General features: G+C 71.6%; 14 protein-coding genes. 7 read left to right on the plus strand and 7 right to left on the minus strand.

Annotated features, from left to right (window positions below; genetic code table 11):
- Positions 1 to 15: 15 nt before the first annotated feature.
- The 3 genes from ACFPIH_RS18350 to ACFPIH_RS18360 are packed head-to-tail and all read right to left on the minus strand — an operon-like array spanning position 16 to position 3,392.
- Complete coding sequence (locus tag ACFPIH_RS18350) at positions 16 to 735, minus strand: ABC transporter ATP-binding protein (protein WP_465270374.1); 720 nt, start codon at positions 733 to 735, stop codon at positions 16 to 18.
- Complete coding sequence (locus tag ACFPIH_RS18355) at positions 732 to 2,120, minus strand: ABC transporter permease (RefSeq protein ID WP_381163823.1); 1,389 nt, start codon at positions 2,118 to 2,120, stop codon at positions 732 to 734. The genes ACFPIH_RS18350 and ACFPIH_RS18355 overlap by 4 nt, the downstream gene beginning before the upstream one ends.
- Before the next feature lie 24 nt (positions 2,121 to 2,144).
- Positions 2,145 to 3,392, minus strand: coding sequence for an FtsX-like permease family protein (locus ACFPIH_RS18360; RefSeq protein ID WP_381163821.1), 1,248 nt, complete (start codon positions 3,390 to 3,392; stop codon positions 2,145 to 2,147).
- Positions 3,393 to 3,519: 127 nt separating this feature from the next.
- Between ACFPIH_RS18360 and ACFPIH_RS18365 the strand changes: the two genes are divergently transcribed.
- The 5 genes from ACFPIH_RS18365 to ACFPIH_RS18385 all read left to right on the plus strand — a co-directional run bounded on the left by ACFPIH_RS18365 (position 3,520) and on the right by ACFPIH_RS18385 (position 9,747).
- A complete protein-coding gene (locus ACFPIH_RS18365) occupies positions 3,520 to 4,182 on the plus strand; it encodes a response regulator transcription factor (protein ID WP_381163818.1) in 663 nt (220 codons plus the stop codon).
- A complete protein-coding gene (locus ACFPIH_RS18370; RefSeq protein ID WP_381163816.1) occupies positions 4,173 to 5,375 on the plus strand; it encodes a sensor histidine kinase in 1,203 nt (400 codons plus the stop codon). The genes ACFPIH_RS18365 and ACFPIH_RS18370 overlap by 10 nt, the downstream gene beginning before the upstream one ends.
- Before the next feature lie 81 nt (positions 5,376 to 5,456).
- Positions 5,457 to 6,443, plus strand: a complete 987-nt coding sequence (locus ACFPIH_RS18375; RefSeq protein WP_381163814.1) for a phosphotransferase family protein — start codon at positions 5,457 to 5,459, stop codon at positions 6,441 to 6,443.
- A gap of 44 nt (positions 6,444 to 6,487) precedes the next feature.
- A complete protein-coding gene (locus ACFPIH_RS18380; protein ID WP_381163811.1) occupies positions 6,488 to 7,819 on the plus strand; it encodes an MATE family efflux transporter in 1,332 nt (443 codons plus the stop codon).
- 62 nt (positions 7,820 to 7,881) lie between these two features.
- Entirely contained in the window at positions 7,882 to 9,747 is a 1,866-nt protein-coding gene (locus ACFPIH_RS18385; RefSeq protein ID WP_381163808.1) for a glycoside hydrolase family 5 protein, read from the plus strand.
- A 62-nt stretch (positions 9,748 to 9,809) separates the two neighbouring features.
- Here the strand turns inward: ACFPIH_RS18385 and ACFPIH_RS18390 are convergent, their stop codons facing one another.
- The gene (locus tag ACFPIH_RS18390; protein ID WP_381163805.1) at positions 9,810 to 11,066 is read right to left on the minus strand and encodes a YncE family protein; all 1,257 of its coding nucleotides are present in this window, start codon (positions 11,064 to 11,066) and stop codon (positions 9,810 to 9,812) included.
- A 203-nt stretch (positions 11,067 to 11,269) separates the two neighbouring features.
- On the opposite strand from ACFPIH_RS18390, the gene ACFPIH_RS18395 reads away from it, so the two are divergent.
- Positions 11,270 to 11,941 (plus strand): TetR/AcrR family transcriptional regulator, encoded by a 672-nt coding sequence (locus ACFPIH_RS18395; RefSeq protein ID WP_381163801.1) that lies wholly within the window; start codon positions 11,270 to 11,272, stop codon positions 11,939 to 11,941.
- A 9-nt stretch (positions 11,942 to 11,950) separates the two neighbouring features.
- On the opposite strand, the gene ACFPIH_RS18400 is transcribed toward ACFPIH_RS18395, so the two are convergent.
- Together ACFPIH_RS18400 and ACFPIH_RS18405 are read right to left on the minus strand one after the other, a co-directional pair.
- Positions 11,951 to 12,346, minus strand: a complete 396-nt coding sequence (locus tag ACFPIH_RS18400) for a hypothetical protein (RefSeq protein ID WP_381163794.1) — start codon at positions 12,344 to 12,346, stop codon at positions 11,951 to 11,953.
- A gap of 439 nt (positions 12,347 to 12,785) precedes the next feature.
- The gene (locus tag ACFPIH_RS18405) at positions 12,786 to 14,000 is read right to left on the minus strand and encodes a glycosyltransferase (protein WP_381164620.1); all 1,215 of its coding nucleotides are present in this window, start codon (positions 13,998 to 14,000) and stop codon (positions 12,786 to 12,788) included.
- Positions 14,001 to 14,187: 187 nt separating this feature from the next.
- On the opposite strand from ACFPIH_RS18405, the gene ACFPIH_RS18410 reads away from it, so the two are divergent.
- Complete coding sequence (locus ACFPIH_RS18410) at positions 14,188 to 16,146, plus strand: ricin-type beta-trefoil lectin domain protein (protein ID WP_381163791.1); 1,959 nt, start codon at positions 14,188 to 14,190, stop codon at positions 16,144 to 16,146.
- A 12-nt stretch (positions 16,147 to 16,158) separates the two neighbouring features.
- On the opposite strand, the gene ACFPIH_RS18415 is transcribed toward ACFPIH_RS18410, so the two are convergent.
- Positions 16,159 to 16,845, minus strand: coding sequence for a tetrahydrofolate dehydrogenase/cyclohydrolase catalytic domain-containing protein (locus tag ACFPIH_RS18415; RefSeq protein ID WP_381164617.1), 687 nt, complete (start codon positions 16,843 to 16,845; stop codon positions 16,159 to 16,161).
- Between the last annotated feature and the right edge of the window lie 19 nt (positions 16,846 to 16,864).

The following is a 16,864-nucleotide window of genomic DNA, read 5'->3' on the forward strand; positions in this document are numbered from 1 at the left end:
CGTGTCCGCCGTTCGTCACCGTGGTCCCTTCCCCGCCGTCAGTCTGCCCCTGCGCAGGGTGAGGACGCGGTCGGACCGCGCCGCGAGCCGCTGGGAGTGGGTGACGACGATGACGCACTTGTCCTGTTCGTGGGCCAGTTCGCGGAAGGTGTCGATGATGCCCCGGGCGGTGTCCTCGTCGAGGTTTCCGGTGGGTTCGTCGGCGAAGAGGATGTCGACGTCGCAGGCCAGGGCGCGGGCGATGGCGACCCGCTGCTGCTGGCCGCCGGAGAGCCGCATGACGTTGCGGGTGGCCGTGTCCTTGTCCAGGCCGATCCGCTCCAGGAGTTCCAGGGCGCGGGCCCTGCGCCCGCCGGGGCCCGGTTTCACACCGGTGATCTCCATGGCGGTGGTGACGTTCTGGACGGCGGTCATGTAGGTGAGCAGGTTGTAGTGCTGGAAGATCGTGGCGGCGTGCCGGTTGCGGTAGCGGCCGAGGCCGAGCGTCGTCAGGTCCTGGCCGTCGAAGCTGACGGTGCCCCGGGTGGGCGCGTCGAGGCCGCTGGCGAGGCTGAGCAGGGTGGTCTTGCCGCTGCCCGAGGGCCCCAGGACGGTGTAGAAGGTGCCGCGTTCGAAACTGTGGTCGATGTCCTTGAGCACGGTGGTCCGGCGACGTTGGCCGGCGTAGGTGTGGCTGACGCCCTCGAGCCGGAGGACGGGCGGGGTGCCGGTGGCGCTGGTCATGGTGGCTGTCACTTGCCCTTCGTGAGGATGGTCCGGGGGCTGAGCCGCAGTACGGAGGCGGCCGGGACGGCGGTGGCCAGCAGGCCTAGGCCGAGGCCGACACCGCCCACGGTGGCGAGGGCCGCCGGGGCGAGCCGTACGGTGATCTCGTCGATGGGGTCGGCGTTCTCCACCGGCTTCTCGTCCGGGTCGATGCCCTGGTCGATGCCGGTGCTGCCGGGAGCCGGCGGCTGCCAGGAGTCGAGCCTGTGCCGGGCCTCGGCGGCCTCCCTGCCGAGCAGCGACCGGCTCGCGCTCTGGGTCAGGCTCTGCGTGAACAGGGAGCTGAGGCCGACGGCGAGGGCCGCGACCGCGACGATCTCCAGCGCCTGCTGGGCGATGAGTTTCCACTTCCTCTCACCCATGGCCAGCAGCACGCCGTACTCCTTGCGGCGCTGCTTGACCGCGAGGTTGACGAGGAGGACGAGGACGGCGGCGCCCGCGATGCCGATCAGCCACATCGCGACGGCGGCGGTGGAACCGATGCTGTCCAGCGGGCCCGTCATCTGCCGGATCGCCTTGTCGTTGGCGTCGAGCCGGAACCCGTCGAGCGCCGACCCCGCGATCCGATCGGCCTCCTTCTTGAACCTCCCCAGGTCGTCGGCGTCCTGGAGGAGGAAGGTCGCCTTTCTGACCTGCGGGGGCCCGTCCGCGGCGCCGTTGAGCCGGGCGAAGCCGCCGATGGACGCGTACAGCATGTTGGCCGGGTCGACGAGGTGCTCCGGCTCGGGCTCGGAACTGGGGCGCGGGTCCCGGAAGACGCCCGCCACGGTGAAGTCCGCCGTGGCCTTGCCCCCGTTGGCGCCCAGGGTGACCCTGTCGCCGGTCCTGAGGCCGTTCTTGCGGGCCAGCCGCTCCTCGATCAGCAGCAGGTGCTTGTCCTTGTCGGCGGCGGTGAGGTGCCTTCCGGACAGCAGCTTGAAGTTGCCGCTGCGGAAGTCGGGCAGCAGCGCGGAGTCGAGGACGCCGATGGTCGGGGTGCCGTCCTGCCCCATGCCCGTGGCAGAGGCGTCCACACCCCCGGTGACCAGCTTGGTGCCGCCCTTGACGACGCCCCGGTCGAACATCGAGTAGGTGTACTTCTGGACCAGCGGCGAGGCGCCCAGCTCGTCCACCACCGTGGCGCTGATCTGCGGGGCCACGAGACCACCGGCGGCGTTCTGGCCGGTCAGGTCCATCTCCAGGTCGACCTCGGCGCCCACGGAACGCTCGGCCGCGTTCCTGGCCTGCGCGGTGGCGTCGTCGATCAGCACGCCGGCCAGCACCATCACGGAGATGATGAGAAAGGTGCACAGGGTGATCAGGGTTCTGCCCTTGCGGGACCACAGGCTGAGCCCCGCGCGTTTGACGAAGTTCATATGGATCGGCTCTCTGCTGGGTGCTTATTCGTCGGCGGTGAGGATGGAGCGGGGGTGGAGGCGGAGAATTCCGAGGCCGGGGACGACGGTCGAGACCAGGGAGATCCCGAGGCCGATGCCGGCGACCTTGCCGAGGTCGGAGGGCTCGACACGCATCTCGGGCGGGGCGGCCGGTGCGTCCGGGGAGCCGGGCCTCGCGGAGGGGGCGAGCAGCGTGTCGCCCGCCTGCCCGGCGGCGATGTGACCGGCCAGGGCGGCGACGGCCACGGCGGGCAGGGCGACGGCGGCCACTTCCACGGTGTGCTGGCCGATGAGCTTCCACTTCTTCTCGCCCAGCGACAGAAGCACCCCCAGCTCGTCGCGACGGTTGCGGATCTGGAGCATCACGACGAGCCCGAGAACCAGCGCACCGGCCAGGGCGATGAGCCGGACGATCAGCCCGGCGAAGGTGGCGACCCGCTGGATCGGGCGGACCTGGTCCCGGTACGCCTTGTCGTTGACGCGGAAGTCGAACGACCCGGCGCCGAGCAGCCGTCGGGCCTCGGCGTGCAGCCGCTCGGCCTGTTCCGGGGAGCCGATCCTGAAGACCGCCTCGGTGAGGTCCGCCGCGCCGGGGTCCAGCCGCCGGACGGCGCCGACGGGGACGTAGAGCATGTTGCCGGGCAGCAGGTGCGGCGGTGTCCACCTCGACGGGTCCGGCGTCGAGTCCCGGTAGATCCCGACGACCGTGAGCGGCACGGTGCGGCTTCCGTCGGCGGACCGCGCGCGGAGGGTGTCGCCGACCGCGAGGCCGTTCCTGTCGGCCAGCCGTCGCTCGACCAGGACGACCGCGCGGACGGCGTCCTCGGGGGTGATGCCGCGCCCCGCCGTGATCCTGTTCGAGCCGTACGAGAACGGCAGCAGCAGGCCCGAGTCCCGCACGCCGGTCAGTGCCAGGGGCGGCTGTGTCCTTGCTCCGGCGCTTCCCGGGGCGTCGGAGCGGACAGGCTGCACACCGCGGCCCTCGGCGTCGAGCCGGAGCCGCGGGGTGTAGCGGTGCACCTGCGGGGACGAGCCGAGCCGGTCCGCCACCGCCGGGGTGAGGCCCTTGCCGCTCACCGTCACATCGACGCCGATCGTCCGCTGCGCGTCCGCCTCCTGGCGGGCGGTGGCCCCTTGCAGCAGGAAGCCGCCCAGCAGCAGCGTGCAGATGACGACGAAGATCGCCAGCAGGACGGCGGTCCCGGCTTTCCTGGCCCGCAGGCTCTGCCCGGCGCGCTTGACGAAGTTCATGGCCAGGACAGAAGCAGGGCGACCCGTGCAGCGGGATAAGCGCGTTACACCGGGATAAGCGCGTTGCACGGGGATCAGCACGCCATCCTTATGCCGCTGCAATGGCACGCCGGGTTTCATGGGGATCATGAGAGTTCTGGTCGCCGAGGACCATCGCGTTCTCGCCCGTACGATCGCCACCGGCCTGCGTCGGCAGGCGATGGCCGTCGATGTCGCCGGCTCCGGTGACGAGGCCGAGCGGATGTGCCTGCTCACCGACTACGACGTGCTGATCCTCGACCGGGACCTGCCGGTCATGACCGGCGACGAGGTGTGCCGACGGCTGCGCGAGCGCACCGACCCGCCGCGGATCCTGATGCTGACCGCGGCGGCCGAGATCTCCGACAAGGTCTACGGGCTCACGGCACTCGGCGCCGACGACTACCTGGCCAAGCCCTTCGACTTCGCCGAACTGGTCGCGCGGGTACGGGCGCTCAGCCGTCGCACGCCCACCTCGCCCCCGGCCGCCCTGCGCCACGAGGGCATCACCCTGGACCGGGCGCGGCGCGAGGCGTCCGCCGACGGCCGGCCGCTGGAGCTGACCCCCAAGGAGTTCGCGGTCCTGCACCTGCTGATGGAGGCGCGGGGGGCGGCGGTGCCGCACGACGAACTCGTGCGCACGGTCTGGGACGAGAACCTCGACCCGCGCACCAGTGCCGTACGGGCCGTCGTCAGCAGGCTGCGCCGCAAACTGGGCGACCCCGGCATCATCACCGCCGACAAGGGACAGGGATACCGGCTGTGCGACTGAACCCGCGCACGCTGCTGCGGGGCATGCCGTTCCGTGCCCGGCTGGCGGCGGCCTTCTCCGCGCTCTTCCTGCTGGCGGGCGCGGCGCTGCTGGCCTTCGTGGTGCTGCTCGCGCGCCACGGAACGGCCCAGCAGGTCAAAGGCATCGAGATCACCAGGGGTGTCGCGCAGAGCAGCGGCGAGTCCGCCACGGGGGAGGCGCGGCCGACGGACCCGCACGGGACTCGTCCGTCGCGGGTCACCGCCGCCGACGACATCGCCATGATCCGGCAGATCGACCGGACCGTGCGGGCCGTGCAGGACACCGCGCTGCGGCAGATGGTCCGCTGGTCGGCCGTCGGACTGCTGTTCATGGCGCTGCTGGCCGGACTGCTCGGCTGGTGGCTGGCCGGGCGGGCGCTCAGACCGGTCGCCGCGATGACGGAGGCCACCCGTCGGATCAGCGAGCAGAACCTGCACCAGAGGCTGGCGCTCACCGGCCCCGACGACGAACTCCACCGCCTCGCCGACACCTTCGACACCATGCTCGACCGGCTGGAGAAGTCGTTCGAGAGCCAACGGCGCTTCGTCGCCAACGCCTCCCACGAACTCCGGACCCCTCTCGCGGCCCAGCGCGCCGGCCTGGAGGTCGGCCTCGCCGACCCCCTCCCCGACGGCCTCGTCCAAGTACGCGAGGACCTGCTCGAGACCAACCGCGAGGCCGAGCGGCTGATCACCGCACTGCTGCTGCTCGCCCGCAGCGACCGAGGGCTGGAGGAGACCGGGACCGTCGACCTGTCGGCGACGGCGCGGCTGGTGGCGGCCGAACTCGCCCCGCAGGCCGAGGAGGAGCGGGTCGAGGTGGCGGTGACGGCGGACCGGCCGCTGACCGTCTTCGGTGATCCGGTGCTGTTGCGCCACCTGCTGACCAACCTCATCCGCAACGCGGTCCAGTACAACCACCCCGGCGGCCGGGTCCGGGTACGGCTCGAAGACCGCACCCTGACCGTGACCAACACCGGGCCCACCGTGCCCGCCGACCGGGTCCCGGACCTGTTCGAGCCGTTCCGCCGGCTCGCCCAGGACCGCGTCGGCACCACGGGCCACGGGCTCGGCCTCTCCATCGTCCGCTCCATCGCGGAGGCCCACGGAACCAGGGCGACGGCCGAACCCGGCCGGCAGGGCGGCCTGACCGTCAGTGTCTGTTTCCCGTGACAGCGGGGCCGGCCACCGGGTAGAAACCTGTCGGTCCGGGGACCGGCCCGGGTTGTGCTGTTCCAAGGCGGGGGAGTGGGCGTGGAGAGCATCACGAAGAACCGGCAGTCGCGGGACGTCCTGCGGGCCATGGTGGAGCGGGCCTACGGCCCGGGCCGGGTGCCCGGGGGCGAGGGATGGGCGAGCGAGCTGGGGCACGGCTGGTTCAACATCGCCTACCGCATACGGCTGCGCGACGGCTATGAGGCGGTGCTGAAGATCGCGCCTCCGTCCGGGGTGGAGGTGATGGCCTACGAGCGGGGCGCGATGGGCGTCGAACTGGCGGCGCTGGACCTGATCGGCGGGAACACCACCGTGCCCGTCCCCCGGGTCGACTTCGCCGACCGAAGCCGTGAACTGTGCGACGCGGACTGGTTCTTCATGCCGTTCGTCGACGCCGACAACCTCGGCATCGTCGGCCCCGGCCTGCCCGCGGCGGAGCTGGCCGCCTACAAGGAGCAGGTCGGCGCGGCCAACCAGGAGATCAACTCCATCCGGGGTACGGCGTTCGGCCCGCTGGCCGGACCCGGCGACACCAGCTGGCGCCGGGTCTTCACCGGCATCGTCGAGGACGTCCTGGCCGACGGGGAACGCCGCGGGGTCGACCTGGGCCGGCCGTACGACACGGTGCGCGAGGTGCTGGCCGAGCACGCCGGGAGCCTGGACGAGGTGCGTGAGCCGCGGCTGGTGGAGTGGGACCTGTGGGACGGCAACGTCATGGTCCGCGACGGGAAGATCGCCTGTGTCATCGACCACGAGCGGGCCTTCTTCGGCGACCCGCTCATCGAGGTCGGGTTCGCCGGCACACAACTGGCCGCGTTCGGCGACCCCACCCCCTTCATGCGGGGCTACGGGCAGGGTCCGCTGACGGAGACCGAGGTGGTGCGGCGGCGCCTGTACTGCCTGCACCTGGTGCTGATCCTGGTGATCGAGACCGTGTACCGCGGATACAGCGGCACCGAACAGTACGACTGGGCGCGCGAGCAGCTGGGCGAGGTCATGGCCCTGCTGGGCCGCGCCGGCCGGTGAAGGCCTTCCCCGCGTCTTCGGGGGTGGCGGACGCGGCGGCACGGATGGCCACGCGCCCGGTCGGCGGGCTGCTGTGGCGCACCTGCGCCCAGACCACCGCCTCGGTCGGCGTCTACGGCGTCTACGCGCTGTCCAACGCCTGGTTCGTCGGCCACGGGGCCGGCGACCGGGCGATGGCCGCGGTCAACCTCGCCGCCCCGCTCCTGCTTCTGCTGGGGGCGGTGTCCACCACCGTCGGCGCGGGCGGTGCCTCGCTGGTCTCCCGCGCTCTGGGGGCCGGCGATCCGCGAGCCGCAGCCCGGGCCGCCGGGAACGCCTTCGTCCTCTTCTACGCCACCGCCGTCGCCACGACCGTGGCAGGGCTCGCGTTCCTGGACCCGTTGCTGAACGTGCTGGGCGCACGCGGCGCGCTGCACGAGGACGCGCGGCAGTACGCGCTGATCCTGCTGTGCGGGGCGGTGGTGTCCACCGGGTTCTCCAGCCTGGTGCGCGCCGAGGGCAGGATGGGCTTCTCCACCCTGCTGTGGCTGGTCGCGGTCGCCGTGCAGATCGTCCTCGACCCGCTGCTGATCTTCGGCCTGGACCTCGGTGTGCGGGGGGCCGCCCTGGGCACCGTCGGCGGCCAGGCGGTCTCCACCGCGATGAGCCTGTGGTTCTTCCTCGCCCGGCGCGACCGTCCCTACCGCGTCGGCGCCGCCGCGCTGGTGCCCCATGCCGCCACCCTGCGGGCGCTGCTGGGCCTGGGCCTGCCGTCCTTCCTCGCCGGTCTGGGCGCCACCCTGCTCGCGATCCTGGTCAACACCACTCTCGCGGCCACCGGCGCGGTCACCGCCCTGGCCGCCTACGCCGTCTGCGCCCGACTGCAGACCTTCGCCACGATGCCCCATGTCGGTATCGGCCAGGGACTCCAGCCGATCGTCGGCTACAACTCCGGACGCGGCCTCGCCGACCGGGTTGCCCGCGCCCGCACCCTGGCCCTGCGCGCCTCCCTGCTCTACGGCCTGGCCGCAGGGGCTCTCCTCGCCCTGCCTGCCGGGCCGCTCGTCGGCCTGTTCCTCAACGACCCGGACACCGCGGCCGGGGCCGAGCACGCCCTGCGCATCCTCGCCCTCGGCCAGATCGTCGCCGGCGTCGCGCCCCTGACCGCCGCCTACTTCCAGGCGCTGGGGCGCCCCACCCCCGCCTACGTCCTGACCATCGGCACGCTGATCGTCGTCAAGGCACCCCTCGTCGTCGTCCTGGGCCGCACCGGAACCGACGGGGTCTGGATCGGCCTCGCCGCCGGCGAACTCGTCACCGCGGCGGTGGCTCTCCTGCTGCTGCGCCGCCTGCGCACGGCGACCGTGACACACAGCCGGTTCAGGGGCGACAGATAGCGAACTTACTCGTGAGTCAGAAGGTATTGACGGTGTCTGGAAATGACCCGACTGTAGTGGACATGCCGAAAATCCGGGCACGTCTGCTCGCTGTTCTCGTCGTCCTCTGCGGACTCTGTGGCTTCCTGACGATGGCGGGCACCCCGGCCGCCACCGCCGCCTCCACCCTCCCCGACTCCCTCTCCTTCGACGGCACCGCGCTCACGGTTTCCAACGGCCGCTTCGTGGACGCCAATGGGCGCGAGGTCGTGCTGCGTGGCTACAACGTCTCCGGTGAGACCAAGCTCGACGAGAACAAGGGACTGCCCTTCGCCTCCGTGGCCGACGCCAAGAAGTCCGCCACCGCCCTGCGCGCCCTCGGCGGCGGCAACTCCGTGCGCTTCCTGCTCTCCTGGGCCTACGCCGAACCGGTGAAGGGCCAGGTCGACACCACCTACCTGGCCGCCGCCACCGCGCAGATGCGCGCCTTCCTCGACGCCGGCATCCGCGTGTACCCCGACTTCCACCAGGACCTCTACTCCCGCTACCTGTTCAACTCGGGCAGCTGGTACACCGGTGACGGCGCCCCCGCGTGGGCGGTGGCACTCGGCGGCTACCCCGCCGAGTCCTGCGGCATCTGCTTCCTCTGGGGCCAGAACATCACCAACAACGGCGCGGTGAAGGCCGCCCAGTACGACTTCTGGCACAACAACCACGGCCTCCAGGACTACTTCCTGGCCACCGCCCAGAAGACCATGGCGTACATCAAGGCGAACCTCACCACCGAGGAGTTCACCGGCGTCCTGGGCTTCGACCCCTACAACGAGCCCTACGCCGGCACCTACGACTCCGGCCAGGCCAGCCGCACCTGGGAACGCGACGTGCTGTGGCCCTTCTACGTGAAGTTCCGGGCCCGGATGGACGCGGCAGGCTGGACCGACAAGCCCGCCTTCGTCGAGCCGAACCTCTTCTGGAACGGCAACGTCAGCAAGGAGGAGGGCGGCCTCCTCGACGCGGGCACCCTCGGCTCCCGCTACGTCTTCAACACCCACTTCTACGACCAGAAGGCCATCTCCGGCATCCTGATGTGGGGCAACGCGGAGAACGGCCAGTACGTGACCGACTTCGGCACGGTCCGCGACCGCGCCTCGGCGCTCGGAACGACGGCGATCGTCAGCGAGTTCGGCCATCCCCTGAACGGCAGTACCGCCGGCAAGGCACCGACCGTCCTGAAGGCGATGTACCAGGCCCTCGACTCCCGGGTGAAGGGCGCCAGCTGGTGGACCACCCCGGCCACCTCCGGCCCGGTGCTGTCCGGTTCGCAGTGGCAGTGGGACATCTACAACGGCCGTCACCACGAGCTGATGAACGGCAACCCCGACAAGCTGCTCACCACCGCCGACGCCTGGAACGACGAGGACCTCTCCGCCGTACGCCTCGACGACAGCGGCACGGTGACGCTCCGTCAGGACGCCCGGCTCCTCGACCGGATCTACCCCAGCGCGACCTCCGGCTCCACCGTCGCCTTCACCTACGAGGACCGCTCCCGCGACGGATCCACCACCCTCACCTGGAACCCGGTGCCGAGCAGCCTGCCGAACGTGGCGTCCCTCGTCGGCTCCGGCCAGTACAGCGTGCTCGTGTGGCGGTCCAACGGCGGCACGGCGCCGACCGAACTCCACCTGCCCGCGTCCTTCCCGACCGCGTCCACCACGGTCGTCTCCGACCTGGGCACGGTGTACGGCCCGCCGGCCTACTCGTCCACCACGAAGATCGCCGCGGCCCTGGAACCGGGCGGCACGGGCAGCCGCCGGCTGCTGCTGTCGACGAGCGACTCCGGAGTGCTGCACTACGCCCTCGTCACCAATGGCGCGACCTCCCCGTCCGCGACCCTGCTGGCGGCGGCCCGCAGCGAGCTGGCGGCGTGGGTGGCGTCGAAGGTGGGATAGACCGGGCCCGCGAAAGGGTGGGTGGCGAAGTCCGCCACCCACCCTTTCGGCTGCCGCCGCCGTCAGCTCCCGGCGCCGGTCCAGTCGGCTGCCACATGGCCGATCCGGACCCGCTGCGGGTGGTCGCCCACCGGGACCGACACCACCTTCTGGCCGGTCGCGAAGTCGATGGCCGTGATCTGGTCGGCGCCGCTCTCGGAGATCACGCAGTCCTTGCCGTCGCCACTGACCGTGGCCCAGTAGGGCTTGGACGCCGGGACCAGCGGCCCCTCCTGGAGCGTGGCACGGTCGACGACGGTCGCGTAGTCGTCCATCGTGCCCGCGACGCACAGCTTGCTGCCGTCGGGCTTCATCGAGATGCCGTGGTGGCGGGAGTCGTTGACGAACGTGGTGCGGTCGTCACTGGTCGCCGGGTTCTTCGGCAGCGTCTTGGTGCGGGTGATGCGGTCGGAGGCGAGGTCGTACTCGAAGAAGCCGTTGAAGAACGACACCTGGAAGTACAGCTTGGACTCGTCCGGTGAGAACACCGCCGGGCGCACGGCGTCCGAGTAGTCGGTGAGGCCGATCGCGTCCAGCCGCTGCCGCATGTCGATGATCCTGACCTGCTTGTACGTGGTCGCGTCGACGACGGTGATGCGCCGGTCGCCCTTCGTGAAGTCCTGCCACGGGGCGTCCTGCGAGGTGTTCACGTCGCCGATCGACATGTTGTAGATGTACTTGCCGTCCTTGGTGAAGATGTTCTCGTGCGGCTTGTCGCCGGTCTTGAACGAGCCCAGCTGCTGGCCCGTGTTGATGTCCAGCACGTGCACGGTGTTCGAGATGGACGCCGAGACCGCGACCCGGGTGCCGTCGGGGGAGACGGCCATGTGGTCGGAGCGGTAACCGGACACGGGGAAGCGCCAGTTGATCGCCCCGGTGGCCAGGTTGATCGAGACGACGTCCGCGAAGCTCGGCCGGGACACGACCACCGAGGCGCCGTCCGGCGTCGAGTACATGTCGTCCACGAACTGGTCGTGGCCCTCGCCGACGCCGTTGCGGATGGCCTGGAAGTAGATCCACTTGATCGGATCGGCGTTGATCTCCGCCATCCGGGCGTCCTTGTCCGGGATCACGTTGATCCGGCCGATCTTCGCGAAGTCACCGGTGGACCTGACGACGTCCGAGGTGCCCTCCCAGTTGTTGCCGACGAACATCACCTCGCGCAGCGCGGCGGCGGCCGAGGCGTCGGACGCGGCGCCGGCGACGCCTGCGGGAGCGGTGACGGTCAGGATGACGGCGGCGGCCATGGAGCAGAGGTGCCTGGGTCTGAAGGCAGCCATGAGTGCTCTCTCCTCTGAGTGGATCCGGCGTGAAATCCGGCATGCGGGGGGTGGGGCAGGGGTGAGCGGCTCGTCCCCCAAACTGAACATGGACACGTTCAGAATGGACTTACTGGAAAGTAAGGAAGGGGTGCGCTTCGCCACAAGACTCCGTGCAGGACAAAATTGGCGACGGGGGAGCCACGAGCGACGAGGGAGGGCCAGTGACGGGCAGGCTCAGGGCGCCCACCGGCCGGTACGGCGGCAAGACGGCCGCCGAGAGACAGGCGGACCGGCGCCGGAGATTCCTGGACGCGGCGCTGCGGCTGTTCGGGGGCACCCCCGGTTACCGGGCGACGACGGTCGCGGCGCTCAGCGAGTCGGCCGGCCTCTCGACCCGCCAGTTCTACGAGGAGTTCCGCACCCTGGAGGACCTTCTGGCGGCCCTGCACCTCCAGGTCAACGACTGGGCGGAGGAGGCGGTCCTGGCCGCCGTCGCCGCGGCCGAGGGCCTGCCCCTGACCGAGCGGGTCACGGCGATCTTCCGCGCGTACGCCGCCAACGTCACCTCCGATCCCCGCCGTATCCGCATCACCTTCGTCGAGATCGTCGGCGTCAGCCCCACCCTGGAGGAGCAGCGCCTGGCCCGCCGGGCCCGCTGGATCGACCTCATCTGCGCCGAGGCGACGGCCGCCGCGGAACGCGGCGAGGCGGCTCCCCGCGACTACAGCCTCGCCGCGACGGCCTTCATCGGCAGCGTCAACGGCCTCCTCCACGACTGGACCGCCGGCTGGGTCTCCGCCACCCTGGAGGAGGTCGTCGACGAACTGGTCCGCCAGCTCCTGGGAATCCTCCGCCCGGCCGAGTGGAGCCCCGGTGCGCCGGGCGAAGGGTAGGGCGCGGCGTCACCACTCGACCGGGAGCGCCTCCGGGGCGCGTACGACATGGCCGGTGTCATAGGTCAGCTCGTCCGGGTCCACGGCCAGACGCAGGTCCGGGGAGCCTCTGGACGGTGGTCCCGATCGCCACCCGCAGCTCCAGCCGGGCCAGCTGAGCGCCCAGGCAGTAGTGCGGGCCGTGCCCGAGGGCGACATGCGGGGCCGGCCGCCGGGGCGGATGGCCGCCTCGCGGCTGAACCTGCTGTCGGCCAGGACCTGGCGCACCGCCCGATGGCTCAGGGCGAGCCAGACGGCGGTGGGGCCCATCATGGCCCGTACGACGGGACCCCGGGCGAGCAGGGCGTCGGCCTCCGGATCGTTGTCGAGACACGCCGGCGTCCGGAACGGGAACGTGGCTTGCAACGTGGTCTCCCCTCGACGGTACGGCCCTGACACGGGCCCGCACTTGTGCACGGGGACCGGGACCGCCCGGTTCGCCGAACTCCGAAACGACGACACGTTCGCGCCAGCGGAGAAGCGCCGGGGGACCGGCCCCGCCCCGGGCGTGGCACCGGGGGACTGGCCCGGCTCCGGGTGTGGCACGGGGGCGCCGGCGGATCGGCCTCGCTCAGGGGGTGGCACCGGGGGCGCCGGGGGATCGGCCCTGCTCAGGGGGTGGCACCGGGGGCGCCGGGGGACCGGCCCCGCTCCGGGCGTGCCGCCGGGGGGGCGCCGGAGCACCGGACCGGCTCAGGTGTCCCGTCGGGAGGGGGCGGGAGGTCAGCCCCGGCTCAGGTGTTCCGTCGGGAGGGGGCGGGAGGTCAGCGCCGGCTCAGGTGTTCCGTCGGGAGGGGGCGGGAGGTCAGCGCCGGCTCAGGTGTTCCACCGCCGTCACCACCCGCCCCGCCCCGTCCTCCTCGCGTACGCGTGCCCCCAGGTCGCGCGCCCGTTCGCGGTACCCGGGCTCACGGGTGGCCCGTACCAGGGCTGCGGCCAGGGTTTCGGCGGTGAGGCGGCGGAGGGGGACCGGGGCCGGGGCCACGCCGAGGGTGACCAGGCGGTCCGCCCAGAAGCCCTCGTCGAACTGGATCGGTACGGGGACGGCGGGAACCCCGGCCCTGACCCCGGCCGCCGTCGTGCCGGCGCCGCAGTGGTGGACCACCGCCGCGGTCTCGGGGAAGAGGAGGGAGTGCGGCACGTCGTCGACGGTGAGGATGTCGTCGCCGTCGGCAGCGAGGCCGGCCCAGCCGCGCTGGATCACCCCGCGCAGCCCGGCCAGCCGCAGGGCCCGTACGACTTCGGCGCTCAGCCGCGCCGGATCGGGCACCGTGGCACTCCCCAGCCCCACGAAGACCGGTGGCGGCCCCGCCGCGAGGAAGTCGGCCAGGGCGGGCGGGAGGCGGCTGTCGCCGTCGTACGGCCACCAGTAGCCGGTGACGTCCAGCCCCGGGCGCCAGTCCCTGGGGCGGGGGACCACCAGGGGGCTGAAGCCGTGCAGTATCGGCCGGGCGGGCCTGCGCCGGGTTCGGGCGGGCGCCAGGCCCAGCCGGGAGCGGAGTTCCGGGAGGGCGGGGGCGAAGACACGTTCCACGGCCCACTCCACACCGTGTCCCGCGAGGCGGTTGCCGAGCGCGCCGAAGGACCCGCCCCCGAGCATCGGCGGCGCGAACTCCCGGGTGGGGGCGATCGGTTGGAGGGGGAGATCGAGGGCCGGGAGGCCGAGCCCCTCGGCGACGGTGTGGCCGAGGGGCGCCATGGACGCGGACAGCAGCAGCACCTCGCTGGTCCGGGCGGCCGCCACGACGTCCTCGGTCATCCGTCCGACCAGCGCCCGCGCCATCCGGACCACCCGCGCCAGCTTGCCCGCCCCGGTCGCGCTGTCGTGCAGTCCGCGCCCGCGCGCCGACTCCAGCTCGGCCCGGGGATCGACCGGGAGGGGATGGAAGGCCACCCCCGAACCGGACACCAACGGCGCGAACCGCTCGTGGGTGACCAGGGTGACCTCGTGCCCGGCGCGCACCAGGGCGTGCCCCAGACCGGTGAAGGGGGCGACGTCGCCCCGGGAGCCCGCTGTCATGATCGCCACTCGCACAACGGACAGTATGCAGGCGCCACTTGACTCATGGGACCGGTCACATCACTTCTGTCGCAGCCGTTGACTTCACTCGCCGGCGGCTCTACTTTCGGCCCGCTGACATGTTCGGATCATCGACCTTTGTTCGATATCTCGAATCCCCTCATGTTCTGAATACCGGAGCCGCCGCATGCTTCCCCCCTCGCGCCCGACCTTCCTCAGGCGGTGCAGATCCGCCGCCGTACGCCTGCTCGCCCTGGCGCTGACCGTGACCGCCGCCCTGCTGTTCGCAGCGCCCGGCCCGGCGCAGGCCGCGACGAGCCGTCAGATCTCGGTGCCCACCGCGCCCATGGGCTGGGCGTCCTGGAACACCTTCGCCGCGAAGATCGACTACAGCGTCATCAAGAAGCAGGTCGACGCGTTCGTGGCGGCGGGCCTGCCGGCGGCCGGATACCAGTACGTCAACATCGACGAGGGCTGGTGGCAGGGCACCCGTGACAGCGGCGGCAACATCACCGTCGACGAGTCCGAGTGGCCCGGCGGCATGAGCGCCATCGCCGACTACATCCACAGCAAGGGCCTCAAGGCCGGCATCTACACGGACGCCGGCAAGGACGGCTGCGGCTACTACTACCCGACCGGGCGCCCCGCCGCCCCGGGCAGCGGCAGCGAGGGCCACTACGACCAGGACATGCTCCGGTTCTCGGAGTGGGGCTTCGACTTCGTGAAGGTCGACTGGTGCGGCGGCGACGCCGAGGGCCTCGACGCGGCGACGACGTACACCGCGATCAGCTCCGCGGTGGCGAAGGCGACGGCCGCCACCGGCCGCCCGCTCACCCTCTCCATCTGCAACTGGGGCTACCAGAACACCTGGAACTGGGCGCCGGGACTCGCCCCCATGTTCCGGACCAGCACCGACATCATCTACTACGGCAACTCGCCTTCGATGACGAACCTGCTGTCCAACTTCGACCAGGGCCTGCACCCCACCGCCCAGCACACCGGCTACTACAACGACCCGGACATGCTGATGGTCGGCATGGACGGCTTCACCGCCGCCCAGAACCGCACCCATATGAACCTGTGGGCCATCTCCGGTGCCCCGCTCCTCGCCGGTAACGACCTCACCACGATGTCGACGGAGACGGCCAACATCCTCAAGAACCCCGAGGTCATCGCCGTCGACCAGGACCCGCGCGGCCTCCAGGGCGTCGAGGTCGCCGAGGACAGCACCGGACTCCAGGTGTACGGCAAGGTCCTCTCCGGCACCGGCAAGCGGGCCGTGGTGCTGCTCAACCGCACCTCCGCCGCCGCGAACATCACCGTCCGCTGGTCCGACCTGGGCCTGACGAACGCCTCCGCGACGGTCCGTGACCTGTGGTCCCGCTCCGACGTCGGCTCGTACGGCACGGGCTACACCGCGAGCGTCCCGGCGGGCGGTTCCGTCATGCTCACCGTCACCGGCGGCACCGAGGCGTCCGGCAGCACGTACACCGGCACGTCGAGCTTCTCCGGCGTGGTCGCCGGCGCCACCGGTCTGAAGGTCGTGGACGTCGCCTACACCAACACGTCCTCCGCCGCCCGCACCGCGACCCTCAAGGTCAACGGCCAGACCACGACGACGGTCTCCTTCCCGCCGACCGGCTCCGCGCAGGGCACGATCAGCGTCCTGGCCGCCCTCTCCAAGGGCTCCGCCAACACGCTCACCTTCACGGGCGCCCCCACCCTCGCCGACATCACGGTGAAGCCCCTGCCCGGGGCCAACGGCAACCTGGTCGTCGGCAAGCAGTCGAGCCGCTGCCTGGACCTCTACAACAGCACCATCACCAACGGCACCCAGGCGGAGATCTGGGACTGCAACGGCGGCCAGAACCAGTCGTGGACCTACACCTCCCGCAAGGAGCTGGTCGTCTACGGCAACAAGTGCCTGGACGCCTACAACCTCGGCACCACCAACGGCACCAAGGTCGTCATCTGGGACTGCAACGGCCAGAACAACCAGAAGTGGAACGTCAACAGCGACGGCACGATCACCAACGTCAACGCGGGTCTCTGCCTCGACGTCAACGGCGCGGCCACGGGCAACCGCTCACTGCTCGTCCTCTGGTCGTGCGGCGGAGCCGACAACCAGAGCTGGACGCTGAACTAGCGTGCCCGTCGCTCAGCCCGCCCCGAGCTGCCGGGAGGCCGCTTCGACCGTCTGCTCCAGCAGCACCGCGATGGTCATCGGACCGACACCGCCCGGCACCGGGGTGATCAGCGAGGCCCGCGCCAGGGCCGAGCCGAAGTCGACATCCCCCACGTTCCCCGCGTTGTAGCCCGCGTCCACCACCGCCCCCGGCTTGATGTCCTCTCCCTGGACCGGCCGGGGGCGGCCGGCCGCGGCGACCACGATGTCCGCCTCCCGCAGGGGGGCGATCGCCTCGAACGCGGCCCGCTCGTCGATGTGCTCACCCATCGGATGCTGGAGCAGGATCCCGTGCACGGTCGGGTCGGCGGACAACTCCCGGAGCGTTCCGACGAGTTCGGTGGTGGTCGTCGCCGCGGGCAGCTGCATGTGCCGTGAGTCGATCCCTGCCTTGCGGCAACGACCGCGCTTCGTCCGGGCGTACGTCACGGAGGCGGGGTCCAAGTGTGGTCCCGCGACAGGCACGCTCACCGACGCCGGCCGCGCCGGGTACGTACGGCACGCGGTGCGGCCGGCACCGCACGAGGTCGCGCCGCCGTTCTCAGCGCCCTCCGCAGGACGGCGACGGACACCAGCCGACCGGCCGCGAAAGCCGGCCCGGACGGCACGGGCCGCGGCCGACGCGACCGGCCGAGCCCCGCCCGTAGTGAAAAGGTCCAGGTCAGCCGGGAGGTGACCT

Origin of the sequence: Streptomyces vulcanius (assembly GCF_042653945.1) — a bacterium.
GTDB classification, from domain to species: domain Bacteria; phylum Actinomycetota; class Actinomycetes; order Streptomycetales; family Streptomycetaceae; genus Streptomyces; species Streptomyces mangrovi.